The sequence below is a fragment of the Noviherbaspirillum album genome, assembly GCF_035916955.1.
GTDB lineage: Bacteria > Pseudomonadota > Gammaproteobacteria > Burkholderiales > Burkholderiaceae_D > Noviherbaspirillum > Noviherbaspirillum album.
On the sequence record NZ_JAWIIV010000049.1, the window covers coordinates 22,083 to 35,439 of the forward strand.

Genomic DNA, 13,357 nt, shown 5'->3' on the forward strand with positions numbered 1-13,357 from the left:
GCTAAGCCCTTTTCCGCCGTCCCCCGCGTTGAGCATCGCTTTTGAGCGTCGCGAGAGATGACGGTATCTCAGGAACATGCGGGCAGAAGGCGAACACCCGTCCATTTGTCAAATTGCCGTTTTGCTGCCAGTTGGCTTTTTCATAATCCCTATGATCCTCATTGATAACGAAACAAAGGTTGACCTCCTCAACAACGAGGCGATCGCAGCCACAATTGTAAAGCTTCTTCGCCATCGTCCTGAGCATCCCATTACTGTGGGCGTACATGGCGACTGGGGTGCCGGAAAGTCGTCCGTCCTGGAAATGATAGAGGCGAGTTTTCAAAATGAACGAAAAGTCCTTTGTCTGAAGTTCAATGGATGGCGCTTCCAAGGGTTTGAAGACGCGAAGATCGCGCTGATCGAGGGAATCGTGACAGGACTAATTGAGCGGCGGCCGGCACTCACAAGAGCGGCCGATACCGTGAAAGAGGTCTTTCGAAGAATCGACTTGCTCAAGCTCGCGAAGAAGGCAGGAGGGTTGGCTTTCACTAGTTTTACAGGTATTCCCACTATTGGTCAGATTGAGACCATTGTTGGCTCCTTGCGAGGGCTTATTGATGACCCCGCAAAACTTGCGACTAAGGACAATCTCGAGGGCGTCGTGACGGAGGTAAAGGACCTCCTAAAGGACAAGGACGGTGAAAGTACAAACGTGCCCGCAGAGATTGATGCCTTCAGAAAGGCATTCGATGAGCTTCTTCGTGCGGCTGAAGTGGAACAGCTCGTCGTATTGATCGACGACCTGGACCGATGTCTTCCGGATACTGCAATTGAAACCCTCGAAGCGGTCCGTCTTTTTGTGTTCACGTCACGCACGGCGTTTGTGGTCGCGGCGGACGAAGCGATGATTGAATATTCCGTAAGAAAACATTTCCCGGACCTGCCCGATACGACTGGTCCTCAAGGGTATGCGCGAAACTACCTTGAGAAATTGATCCAAGTCCCAATTCGGATTCCTGCCTTGGGCGAGACGGAGACGCGGATCTACGTGACCCTACTGCTCGTCGGTGCCGAACTTGGAGAGAGCGATCCTGCTTTTACCGCACTCATTTCGCAAGCCCGGGAACGCCTCAAACGGCCTTGGTTGAGTGGCGTTCTCGATAACGCAACAGTCAAGGCTGCGCTGGGAGAGAAGGCGTCGGCGGCCAATAATGCCCTAGCACTTAGCGATCAGATCGGCCCGATCCTCGCTACTGGAACTAAGGGTAATCCGCGCCAAATCAAGCGTTTCCTCAATACCCTGGTGCTTAGGCAGCAAACAGCCGATGCTCGTGGCTTCGGTGATGAGGTAAAGTTGCCGGTACTGGCGAAGTTGATGCTTGCGGAGCGTTTCATTCCACGACTATTCGATCAGATTGCGAGCTCTGCTGCCGCGGCCTCGGACGGCAAGTGCACGGAGCTTATTGCGCTTGAAGCCTTCGTGAGGGAAGACGTAGCGAAGAAATCGGGATCGAAAGGCGCTAAGGTTGACAAAACTGAGGCAGCAGCAGCGGGCGTGGATTCAACACCTCAAACCGAAACGGGGACGCTCGCAGAGTGGGTCGCCTCTCCGACGATCGTCGCGTGGGCGGAGGTGGAAACAGAGATTGGCGGAGAGGACTTGAGGCCCTATCTCTTCGTGGCTAAAGACCGTAAAGATTACTTTGGACCAGCCTCGGCACTCGGACACCTGGCGACCGTCGTTGAGCAACTACTCGGCGGAAAATTCGCCGTGCAGGGTCACGATGCCGAGCTTGCACGTCTTGCCGCACCGGAGGCTGCGCAAGTATTTGAAGCCGTAAGAGCGCGGATTATTGCGTCCGATAAGCTCGATAAGGAGCCTGCTGGCGTAAGAGGCCTCACTGTATTGGTACGGGCGCATCCTGCTCTACAGGCTAATCTACTGGACTTCCTTGACTCCCTTCCCACGGACAAGCTAGGCCCGTGGGTCTGTGGAGGATGGACAACGGTACTAAGGGACGGAGAAAGCTTGCAGGCGTTCGATCGGTTGCTGTCTAAATGGCAAAAGGACGGGCAGTCGGTGCTTAGGGCAACAGCGGCCACGGTATTGAAATCGCGCAAGGAGAACCGGTAAATGGGTACTTCGACGGCGTTCGGCGGCCAGCCTGGATCCACGCCTCTAGTTCCTAGCTGGGTGGATGATTCGCCGGCGGGCGGGGCAAGTACTCCGCCGACAGGCCGATCCGATGGTGAAGCACAATCCAGTCCTGGTGGCAACACTCCAGTGCTGCCAGCTATACCTGCTATTGCGGATCCCTCCCGTTTTTCTAGTGCCCGTAACAACTTCTCACGATTTGTAGGGTCTGGAGGTGGTGATCGGCGCAGTCTCGGTCGAGCAGTTTCTCAGTATGTCTCCTCCTCAACAGGAGGGTCCCGCACGGCAGCTGCTCGGATGGGTTCGTCACGCGCATCTGGAGGGCGACTACTAGGCTTTCTCTCAGACGCTGCGACACGGGGTGCGGTAGAGGCCCTGCGATCGCTTGACTTGGAAGCACTTGCGGGAAGGCCCATTGAGGAAGTATTTCTTGGCCTAGTCGAGTACATCTGCCCTGATGGCGGATCTATCGATGAAGGGATCGCACGAGAAGCGTTCATTGAGACGATCACTGATTTGGTTGATGCGGGGATTACAGATATCAACGCAATAACCGTTGACCAGGTGCAAATGGTTTTCGAGCTTTATGCGACCAACGCGATCGAGGCAAGGCTTTGTAATGACATTGGTGCTAGGACGATTACCCTTCCTAGGGATGCTCGAGAAGCTGCCCGCATTCAGGAGCAGCTTCATGATTTCATACAACGCGGTGTAGCCGATGCGTTGTCAGCTGCGCAGGCGGCGATGGCAACGCTGAGACCCGACACAATTCTTCGATTTGTAGACGACATTTATGAGCAAGCCTTCAGTATCATGAAAATAATGGGCGATGCAGAGGCGGACGGCGTATGAGACGACATTTTATTGCAGGACGATTAGGCCCTACCGATCGGTTTGCTCCCGCAACCAATGACGGTGAAGTCGTAACGTCGCTGGAACTTCTAGCCGGCAACAACACATTAGGCCATGGCATAGGACATGCTCAGTCAGATCTGGCAGGGTTAGGCGTATATCCGTCTGAAATAGGTACCGACCTGTTGGTGCTCGCCGCGCATGTGCATGCTGCGGACACTAGAATTTCGCGTGACACAGAGGCGCAGGACGGTTGGACACGAGAAATTCGCCTATGTGTACCTGTCTCTGACACTGATAGATGGACGGCTGCTTCTCCGGTATTTGTTCGGCTACTCAATTTTCTTACGGGAGACCGGTGGAGGCTGAGCTTCCGACCGAGGCCTGCCCGTTTCGCGAGATTGAGTACGATACGTCGACCCAACCTGTTAGGACCAAGTTTCGACGATCTCAGTCTGTTCTCAGGCGGTCTGGATAGCTTGATCGGCGGGATCAATATGCTCGAAGCGGGGCGTACACCTCTGCTCATAAGTCATGCCGGTGAGGGAGCGACCAGTGATGCACAATCGACACTTTTCGATACCTTGAAACGGACATACCGAGGCAATAATTTCAACCGTTTACGGTTGTGGATGGCATTCCCGGAGGGTTTGGTAACGGGTTCTGGTGGCGAAAACACAACCCGAGGCCGATCGTTTCTATTCTTCGCCCTTGGCATCTTCGCAGGGACCGGGCTGGAGGACGGACACTTCACGTTGAAGGTTCCGGAAAACGGACTGATTGCTGTGAATGTTCCTTTAGATCCATTACGACTCGGCGCATTGAGTACCCGCACCACCCATCCTTTTTATATCGCACGATGGAATGACGCGCTTGCCGCATTGGGCCTCAATGGCCGTATCGAAAATCCGTATTGGGATAAGACAAAAGGTGAAATGGTACGAGAATGTGCGAACGGCGTACTGCTCCGGCAGTTAGCAGGGGCTTCACTATCGTGCTCGTCGCCTACTAAGGGAAGATGGCAAGGCCTAGGAACGCAGCACTGTGGGTACTGCTTACCTTGTTTGATTCGTCGAGCCGCACTCGTGACAGGTCTATCTCCGGAACCGGATCCGACCAATTACACTATCAACGATCTTACATCCCGGGTTTTAGATACCCGGCAATCTGAAGGTGTACAAATCCGTTCATTTCAACTTGCAATTGAACGCTTGCGGCAGCGTCCTGATCTTGCACGTATTCTAATACATAAGCCTGGCCCGCTCATTGATGAATCCGCCGTACGTCAGGCTCGACTCGCGAGCGTTTACCAGCGTGGACTGGAGGAGGTAGGTATCCTGCTGAACGGCGTGAGGACCAGACCAATATGAAGGATGGAGTTTTCGGGGGTGTGGATTTTCACTGTCATCTTGATCTCTACCCTGACCACGTAGAGGCGATAGCGAGGGCAGAGGCCGCCTGTGTCTACACGTTGACAATGACGACTACCCCAAAGGCGTGGCCACGTAACAACGAGCTAGTCCGTGGAAAGAGATTCGTACGTGCTGCGTTAGGCCTCCACCCTCAGCTTGTGGCGGAACGTGCGGGCGAGCTGGGGCTTTGGGAGCAATATCTACCCGAGACCCGATATGTCGGTGAGGTAGGTTTAGATGCGGGTCCGCGATATTACAAGTCGCTCGCCACGCAGAAACGGGTATTCGAAACCATCCTGAAACGGTGCGCCGAAGCGGGTGACAAAATCTTATCCATCCACAGCGTGCGTACGGCACCGACGATATTGGATATGCTTGAGCAGTATCTTCCGGAAGCTCGCGGAAAGGCCGTGCTACATTGGTTCACAGGTAGCAAGAGCGATGCACGCCGCGCTGCGGAACTCGGATGTTACTTTTCGCTCAATGTTGATATGACTCGTTCAGAAAAGGGAAGAGCTCTAATCGGTGACATACCTATGGATCGGATATTGACCGAGACTGACGGGCCGTTCACGCAACTTGACGGTAGGCCTTCTGAGCCAACAATGGTTGGCAGAGCCGTTAGTGAAATTGCGCGGTTACGAGGCGTTTCGGTTGAGCAGATGACTTCTCAAGTTCGCGAAAACCTAAAAGCATTGATGGGCATAGTATCGAGTCGAGAGCTTGACCACTGATTCGTGTATGTAGACATTGACCCTGCACCGGAAATAGGACCACGCTTACCTAGAAATATCCGGCTGTTGAGATAGGACGGATTCGCTGTAAACCCTTGCCTGGCGGGCATATCCCGACGGTGTCTGCCAGTCCAGCGCACTATGGGGACGAACTTCATTATAGTCCTGACGCCAGGCTTCGATTTTGTTGCGTGCATCTTCCAGGGACAGAAACCAGTTGGCGTTCAGGCATTCTTCCCTGAAGCGGCCGTTGAAGGACTCGATATAAGCATTGTCCGTCGGCTTGCCGGGACGGCTGAAGTTAAGCGATACCTTATGTTCATAAGCCCACTTGTCGAGTACTTTAGAAATGAATTCCGGTCCATTATCTACGGAAATACAAACAGGGGCTCCACGCTGTGCACATAAGGTCTCCATGACTTCAACAACATCTTCACCGCGGATGCTGGCATCGACATGGATAGCCAGGCACTCTCTGGTGTAGTTATCCATGACGGTCAAGGTGCGAAGACGCCGGCCGTCAAACAGCGCGTCCGATACGAAATCCATACTCCATGCTTCATTGATAGCCTTCGCCATTACTCTTGGCTGTCGTGCATATGCACTTCGATGCCGTCTCGGACGTTTGCTGCGTAATGCCAGTCCCTGCTGCGAATACAGCCTATAGACTCGCTTGTGATTGATGTGCCAGCCTTCCCGCTGCAGCATCACATGAACGCGGCGATATCCATAGCGCACACGTACCTCTGTGATTTCCTTGATCCGCATTGCCAGCAACGTCTGGTCCGGTGCCGAGCTAACGTCAAGACTGGTGTATGGCCAGCTCGAAGGATAGCGGCGTCAGGCGGCGAGTTGTTGCTGTTCCGGTGGATTGTCTTGCACCGGTAGTCCATCCTTTAACGGCACGCCCGCCAGCAGCACGGCGATCTTGTCAGCGCCGCGAATCTTGCGCCAGCTCTTTTCTGCTTCTTCCATCAGCTTGAACGCCAGCCCGAGGAACGTCGCCCGCGACAGGCAATTGCGTGAGCGCGTCGTTCGATGTCGTACGGTGGCAAACGTCGACTCGATCGGATTGGTGGTCCGAATGTGCTGCCAATGCTCAGCCGGGAAGTCGTAAAATGCCAGCAGACTGTCCTTGTCCTGAGCGAGTTTCTCCACGGCTTTCGGATACTTTGCGCCATAGGTACTGACGAACTGCCCGAACGCGCTGATGGCATCGGCCCTGGTTTCAGCCATAAAGATCGCCTGCAATCCGGCCTTGGCTTTTGACTGCAATGTCGCCGGCAGCGCATTCAGCACGTTGCCCAGCTTGTGGAACCAACAGCGCTGAGCAGTCGTTGATGGGAACACCTCTTCCAGCGCCGCCCAGAAGCCCATCGCACCATCACCGATGGCCAGCCGCGGACCGCTCTGCAAGCCACGCGCCTTCAGGTCCAGCAGCACCTCCGCCTAGGATGCCTTCGATTCCCGGAAGCCGTCGGCAATGGCCACCCGTTCCTTCTTCCCGTCCGGCGTGACACCGATAATCACTAACAGGCACTGGCCGTCATGGTCTTCGCTCCTGGCCCCGGTATGGATGCCATCAACCCACCAGTAGACCCAGCGGCAAGCCGACAGGTCGCGCTTGTTCCATTGTTTCCATTCGTCGGCCCACTGGGCCTTCAGCCGTGACACCACGTTCGCCGATAAGCCCTTTGCATCCTCGCCCAGCAGCACCGACAGCGCATCGCCCATGTCGCCGGTGGAGATACCTTTCAGGTACAGCCAGGGCAGAGCTGCCGACACGCGGGGTGATTTCCTGACATAAGGCGGCACCACTGACGAATTGAACTTCACGCCGGTGCCGGAGCGGTCGCGTACCTTGGGTACCTTGACCGTTACCGGTCCGGCGGCAGTGACGATATCGCGTTCAGGCAGGTAGCCGTTGCGCACCACCGCTTGCCGGCCACTGAGCGTCTTCACGTTCGCATACTGTGCCAACAATTCGGCCAGTTCCGCCTCGATCGCCTGCTGAATCACTTGTCGGGCGCCGCGGCGCACCAGTTCGTCCAGACCCAGACCGATTTCCGGTAGACCGTTTTGCGATTCTTGCTTATCCTTCTGCATGGTGGAGGTTCCTCTGTTGGTTGGTTTTGATCTCGACAATCAAATTGNCAATCACTTGTCGGGCGCCGCGGCGCACCAGTTCGTCGAGGCCCAGACCGATTTCCGGTAGACCGCTTTGCGTTTCTTGCTTATCCTTGTGCATGGTGGAGGTTCCTCTGTTGGTTGGTTTTGATCTAGACAATCAAATTTTCCAACAAAATCTCCACCGCCTTCCTCCCCACCTTCAGAGCTCAGCCCGTACACCAGATCTGACTATAGCTCGTGCCACGGACTGGTAGTAATAGACCGATCTCGACAGCTGTAGCACTGCGCAAGTCTGACGAAAACTGGCACCAAAACGTCCGATCAAATCATCGACCAGCGAACGCTTACGAGAAGGCCTTATAGCTTTTTTTTAAGCACATCCTGAAGCATAGCCTTGTCGAGCGACAGATCCGCTACCAGGCGCTTGAGTTTGGCATTCTCTTCCTCGAGCTGCCTGAGTCGGCGTAGTTCAGAGGGGCCCAGTCCGCTGTACTTCTTGCGCCAGTTATAGAAGGTCGCATCGGACACGCCCATCTTGCGGCAGACCTCGTCGACAGGCGTACCTAATTCAGCCTGCTTCAGAGCAAAGGCAATTTGATCCTCGGTGTAGCGGGATTTCTTCACGGCACGTACTCCTTCGCGCAATTGCAAATTGTGCCGGATTTCCTAAGTCACGTTTGTCCAGTTTCCCGGTGCAGGGTCACCGAAACCAATTTCTGGCAAGCCGGATTGTTCAGGTAAACGCCACCATGGACCGCCTGACCGCATTCCCAGAGTGGCCTCATGATGGCCGAACCGTAGCAGACTTCTTCATTTGTAACCGAACTGACGAAAGCAGGACGGTAGAAGCCATACGCAAGGCTTCAATGGCTCAGCTGACGGTAAAATCACATTCTCTGCACTCGGTTTAGCCTACATTTGGCGCAAGCTGCCAGAACGTTTGCGAACTAAAACCGCGAGATGCGAATGCCTACTGCGCTGCTAGATGTGTCAACTCTTCAAATCATGAACGAAAACCTGAAACTACAACTTTTAGCTCGTATAAACGACCTGAATCGGACTCCCTCAGTACATATTGCGGCAGTCCAGGAGATTGTGACGACCCTCAAGACCCACATAGAGGGCGAGCGATCGCTAACCCACGCTGATATCAGCTCGCGTGTTTCTGAACTAACGAAATATACTCTTGGGGTCCCTGTACCCATACCTCTAAACTCCAATACCGCATTTACTCGCGGCGTAAAATACACTGAGGAGGATGGCGGTTCTTTGTATAAGAGCGCATCGCGGCTTTCCTATATCCCAGCGTCACTAGCCCACCGTTCGCGGCAGGGTCGGTTGAACAAGGCCGGAGAATCGATGTTCTACGCAAGCCTAGCGACTTCGGAAAACAGCGTGTCTACTGTATTGGCTGAGATTGACGCAACTGCGGGCGATATCGTGAATCTGCTCTACTCCGTAACAAATGGGGAGCCACACGAGGCGCTACATGTTATCCCGATTGGGATCATGGACTATTTCAGACGCGGAATGGCAGAACCCTTTTCCTTGCATCCTATGTTCAGGGAACTGTACCAATTGCATCGCGACACCTTACATCCGTCGAATTTGGAAGCGGTACACTTATGCGATGAATTCCTGAATGGCGTTCTCACTGCGAGAGCGGAAGACACAACGAATTCTGATGGATGCGCTCTCTACGATGTTACCTGCGCTCTGGCAAGCGACTTTCTTTCCTTCCCTCAACTTGACGGAATTCTGTACCAGTCGACGAAGTCTCACAACTTCCCGAATGTCGCTCTGCGACCAGCATCCGTAGACGAAAAACTTCGTTACACAGCTACGGCAGCATACCGAGTCGTTGAAAGAACTGGCGATACCCAGTTCGTCCTCCGGTCTCTGGGAAATGGCATCGTGGATGATGACCAGATTAACTGGGTGGCGTAGTAGCTGAGCGTTGCCTCGCCTGGCGACGCACTATGAGCCGGACATGAAGAGTACTAAAAGCGAGCAGTAGAACACTGCTCGCACCATCCCATTCTTCGCTTTTCCCGGCATTTGGGCGTGCCATGCGGCGCCAGCCTGGTAAGCGTCCGGTCTGGGCACTCCCGCCGAAATTCGGTATGTTCAACGTTGAGCTAACCGGCACGTAGTGACGGTGTTCAGCGAGGCGTTAAAGGACGTCATTTCGTCCTTCCTTTCGCCGTCGATATTCGCTTATAGTGATTTCCTCCGTGATAAGCGCGGAGATATCGGGATCCGGATGACGCAGATAGCGTCGATCTACTTCGTCTTTTAGAAACGCACGATCCCACAGTGCCAAGATTGCACCTACGATCCCGATTGCTAGGGAGAGTGCCATAGGAGCACCTAAAAGCATCGTAGCGAGTCCAGCTATCCAGAGCAAGAAACACAGCAATGACAATAGCTTCGAGCGTTTTAGCTTTCGACCTCGTTCCAGCTCCTGAGCATTTCGATCAATTTCCATCTTCTGAACGCTTTCCATTTAGAGCCAAACTAGCCATTCGCAGTGATGTTTAAGCAGCCAACTGAGACGGCTACAGCGACTGCAAAATAGCAGATGAGGAACGGGCGACTGTTCTTCCCGTTCAATTCGTCTCGATTGGCGTAGGTACCTTTACTTGCTTCCAGATAGGGATAGCGAAGCAGCACCCACCAGTACAAACCATTTGACCATACAAATATTAGGCCCAAGACCCCTACTGCCTCGGAGACAGGAAGGTCGACACCGTTCTTGTAAAAGACTATCAATGCAGCCATTGCTGCCCATGCAAGTAGTGCCATACCGATGAGTGCATGGCGAAAGCGTATTAAAGGATGCGGTGCTGATTGGCGCATATGATCTGTTTAACGTGCGAGTTGATCGGCGAGCAGCGTCATTGCGCCGCAATGACACTTAGTGTCCGCGTCGAACGACATGTTAGCCTCAACATTACCCCCTGCCTTCCCACACCGCCTTGTGCTTCTTGCCGACTGCGTCCTGTACAAAAACCTTGAAGCGTCTCAACTCCCCGACTGTGCTCCACGATGTCGGCAGACCAGCGGGATCGATCGTAGTTGAATAACGTTCACCGACATCAATTCGTTCGGTGCCATTTGGTCCGAAGTTCATAGAAAAGCCGGGCTGTTGAGGCGGCACGAGCAGCACGTGTGTCACTGATATCGGCCGCCTCCCGCTGTTTGACACTGAAACGTGCAGGCTATAAACGCCGGCCGAGATCTCAACGGGAACCGCCCGAACCGAGACGACATGTCGATCTCGATAGAGAACTAAGAACGAAACCACCAGCGATGCCACGGACGTCAAGAGGGCGAGATAGGAAATCTGATCTGCAGTCATTCGGAAGTCTAACGTTTTAGCTGTGCGGCACCCCGAAGGGGCATAGCCGCGCAGCGGTGTCCGCCCCCAGCGCCACGTTGCATAGCCGTTGACTGGGAGCGGAGGTTGATCGGTTATGGAGATTCTATGGGGCAGTCACCCTGCTGGCAACCTTGACGATGGCATCCCATGAGTATGGGAGAGACCATTCGTGCATGGTAATAACGACATGAATTGCGCCGCAAGAGGCAAAAAAATGTGTCCTGGCAAAGTCGACGTTGGTACGCCTGTGTGCGATCCTGCCCGGACCCGAATGCATTCAGACATGGCCGTGCCCCTCCGTTGTGTTGGGCACTGGTGGTCCACGCTGTGGAGCAATACGTCGGGTACTGCGCATGACGTGGCCACATAGTGGACATTGATGTAGGCCGCTGTCTAGAGAACGTTGCTGCAGATAAGATTGCCAGGCGATTGGCTCATGTTCGGGGACTGGCGGCTGGCCAAATACATCACGGGCGCGGTTGAGCAGGTCGGACTTGCGTGGCGCATACAGGCCGTAGCTGCGCACGGTGTGTTTGCGCGGCTCGGGCACATGCTGCAGGTAGCGCCGCAGGAAGGCATCGCTCGTTAGCCGCATGACCGATGACTTCTCCCCGGCCGGTGCATCGATATGTGGCGTGTAGCGAAAGCTGACATGCTTGTCGTCTGTGATGCCGATCTGGCTATCCTGTATCGGTCCGCCTCGGACATAGCGCGCAAGGTACTGCACGACACCGTTGCCATGTCCATATCGCTCACGCAGGTGGACGTTCCATTTGGTCCGACCGAGCTTGTTCAGGCACGTTTGCATCCGCGCTGGATCGGTCGTTGACGGCAGCGTGAGATCTCCGTGCTCAAGAGCGCTTTGCACCACGGCGATGAACTTGCCGCGGAACTTGGCCATCAGTGCGCGGGCCGGCAGAAAGCAGCTGCCGCGTGGCACCTGCCATCCATGGTTGGACAGGCCACCGTCGGTGATCAGGCAGTGCAGGTGCGGGTGCAATGACAGGGACCGGCCCCAGGTATGCAGCGCCAGCAGGAACCCCGGCTCGGCGTGGCCAAGGCGGCGCTCATCACGCAGCATCTGCATCAGGCTGTCTCTGGCACACTGAAACAGGATCTCCATCATCACTGTGGTCTGACTCAGCCACAGTGCATTGAACTCATGGGGGATAGTGAAGATGATGTGATGGTGGCTGCACTGGAGCAGGCGCTCGCGCTGCCTGTCGAGCCAGTGAGTGATTTGGATCTGGTTACATTAAGGGCAGCTGCGGTGCCGGCACGAGTTGTACCAGACGCGTTCGACGTGCCCGTTGGGACAGCTCTGCACATGGCCGCCAAGGGCCGCAGTGCGACAGCGTGAGAGCTTGTTCGCCGCTCGATACCAGTGTGGAGGAAGTGTGCGTGCATCGGCAAGCGCGGAGAAGTGCTGTTGAACGACGCGCTGTACGGTGCGTGACACGCTTCCTCCATCGTCTGCATCAATCGACTACTGCCACACCATCTTCCTCCTGCGGAGCAGGACTAGTGCAACTGTTATTTCAACGGACGCCGCGCGTCCGGTATGCACCGGGTCAGCCGGTAAGCAAAGGCCGCGCACGCCTCATGTTGTTGTTTTAAAAAGTACTTTTGCATTTACCGGTCATTATACGGACGGGCCTTACACAGACAGGGATGCCGTAGGCAAATGCGCGACTGACTGTTGTTTATCAACAAGGCCGTCGCGCGGCGCCGCCGCACGTTTGCATGTAGCTGGCGATGGTTTATCCGGTATCGGAATGACTATTGAAAACGGACTGTATCAATAGTAGCCGCGTATCGACCCTGTAGTGGTGACAAGGTCAACGGCTTTATGGTTCTTTCCAATGGCCGCTTCAGAGCACCTTGCCGACACCTTCGTCCCCGAGTAGAGAATAGCGGGATATGCCTAATGTTGGTTGTTGCCAAAAATACCATTAAAGTTTCACTTTCTAGGGGTCCCCTCGTTTTTCGTGCAGTTTACGACGGTAGGCGGACCTAGCGTTTATGCGGGTTTGCGGGAGGTGCTTTTCAAATAGTCTCATTAAATCAATGACTTGCTGTCTACCCCCCCCTTTTCCGCTTCCGGCACTGTATCCAAGCTGGCCAGCTTCGGTACGCGTCTGTTGGCGGATCAGGTTCCAGTAGCAGGTACCGCTGAGCTGGTCGGCAGAATCCGATGCTCGTACTCTGCTAAAGGGAAATCGAACGTCCCCCGCAAATTAATGCCTTCCAGTGCTGTCGGCGCAATCCTGCGCAAATCGTCTGGAACTAACGCCTCGCCAGTCCTCGCTTCTATCTGGTCAACGGCTTGCTGCATATGTCGGGTGTTCCAGGCCATCACTGCGTTGGTCAATAACGATAAGCTTGACGAGACAGCGTTAAGCGCCTCCGGCCGCTTGGCAAGGTCGGTCGGTATCTTCCCAATATGAATAGCACGCTGTACGACATGGACAGCTTCTCCGCGATTGAGCGCGTGTTGCAGCTCCCGCCTGAACGATGCATTGGTGTGGTAGTCAATTGACCTTGCCCCGATTTCACGTACAGCAGGAAGTTTGGTAATTTTCTGTCTGTACGGAGGGAGTAATGGAAGAGAAATCAGTACCAAAACGGCAGTACACGGAAGAGTTCAAGACTGAGGCGGCACGCCTGGCCGAGTCTGTCGGCCAGCATGAAGCGGCACGCCGACTTGGAG

At 54.7% G+C, this 13,357-nt stretch carries 8 protein-coding genes and 4 pseudogenes; 5 read left to right on the plus strand and 7 right to left on the minus strand.

What is annotated here, in order from left to right:
* Positions 1 to 76: 76 nt before the first annotated feature.
* The 4 genes from qatA to qatD are packed head-to-tail and all read left to right on the plus strand — an operon-like array spanning position 77 to position 5,135.
* Positions 77 to 2,116 carry a Qat anti-phage system ATPase QatA gene (gene qatA, locus RY831_RS29630; protein WP_326509936.1) on the plus strand — a complete coding sequence of 680 codons (2,040 nt, stop codon included), beginning with the start codon at positions 77 to 79 and terminating at the stop codon, positions 2,114 to 2,116.
* A complete protein-coding gene (gene qatB, locus RY831_RS29635; RefSeq protein WP_326509937.1) occupies positions 2,117 to 2,989 on the plus strand; it encodes a Qat anti-phage system associated protein QatB in 873 nt (290 codons plus the stop codon).
* The gene (gene qatC / locus RY831_RS29640) at positions 2,986 to 4,359 is read left to right on the plus strand and encodes a Qat anti-phage system QueC-like protein QatC (RefSeq protein WP_326509938.1); all 1,374 of its coding nucleotides are present in this window, start codon (positions 2,986 to 2,988) and stop codon (positions 4,357 to 4,359) included. Before qatB ends, qatC begins: the two co-directional genes overlap by 4 nt.
* Entirely contained in the window at positions 4,356 to 5,135 is a 780-nt protein-coding gene (qatD, locus tag RY831_RS29645; RefSeq protein ID WP_326509939.1) for a Qat anti-phage system TatD family nuclease QatD, read from the plus strand. The genes qatC and qatD overlap by 4 nt, the downstream gene beginning before the upstream one ends.
* Positions 5,136 to 5,180: 45 nt before the next feature.
* Here the strand turns inward: qatD and RY831_RS29650 are convergent.
* From RY831_RS29650 to RY831_RS29660, 3 pseudogenes are all read right to left on the minus strand, one after another.
* A pseudogene (locus RY831_RS29650) lies at positions 5,181 to 5,933 on the minus strand (IS3 family transposase); the annotation flags it as partial.
* A 42-nt stretch (positions 5,934 to 5,975) separates the two neighbouring features.
* Positions 5,976 to 7,241 (minus strand): annotated as a pseudogene (locus RY831_RS29655) (IS256 family transposase).
* A gap of 259 nt (positions 7,242 to 7,500) precedes the next feature.
* Positions 7,501 to 7,889 (minus strand): annotated as a pseudogene (locus tag RY831_RS29660) (transposase); the annotation flags it as partial.
* A 342-nt stretch (positions 7,890 to 8,231) separates the two neighbouring features.
* On the opposite strand from RY831_RS29660, the gene RY831_RS29665 reads away from it, so the two are divergent.
* Positions 8,232 to 9,212 carry a hypothetical protein gene (locus RY831_RS29665; RefSeq protein WP_326509940.1) on the plus strand — a complete coding sequence of 327 codons (981 nt, stop codon included), beginning with the start codon at positions 8,232 to 8,234 and terminating at the stop codon, positions 9,210 to 9,212.
* 1,006 nt (positions 9,213 to 10,218) lie between these two features.
* On the opposite strand, the gene RY831_RS29670 is transcribed toward RY831_RS29665, so the two are convergent.
* From RY831_RS29670 to RY831_RS29680, 4 genes and pseudogenes are all read right to left on the minus strand, one after another.
* The gene (locus tag RY831_RS29670; RefSeq protein WP_326509941.1) at positions 10,219 to 10,626 is read right to left on the minus strand and encodes a hypothetical protein; all 408 of its coding nucleotides are present in this window, start codon (positions 10,624 to 10,626) and stop codon (positions 10,219 to 10,221) included.
* Positions 10,627 to 10,924: 298 nt separating this feature from the next.
* Positions 10,925 to 11,893 carry an IS91 family transposase gene (locus RY831_RS29675; protein WP_437126340.1) on the minus strand — a complete coding sequence of 323 codons (969 nt, stop codon included), beginning with the start codon at positions 11,891 to 11,893 and terminating at the stop codon, positions 10,925 to 10,927.
* Between the two features lie 9 nt (positions 11,894 to 11,902).
* On the minus strand, positions 11,903 to 12,106 hold the full coding sequence (locus RY831_RS33295) for a transposase zinc-binding domain-containing protein (RefSeq protein WP_367576108.1): 204 nt from the start codon (positions 12,104 to 12,106) through the stop codon (positions 11,903 to 11,905).
* Positions 12,107 to 12,796: 690 nt separating this feature from the next.
* Positions 12,797 to 13,183: pseudogene (locus RY831_RS29680) on the minus strand (Tn3 family transposase); the annotation flags it as partial.
* Between the last annotated feature and the right edge of the window lie 174 nt (positions 13,184 to 13,357).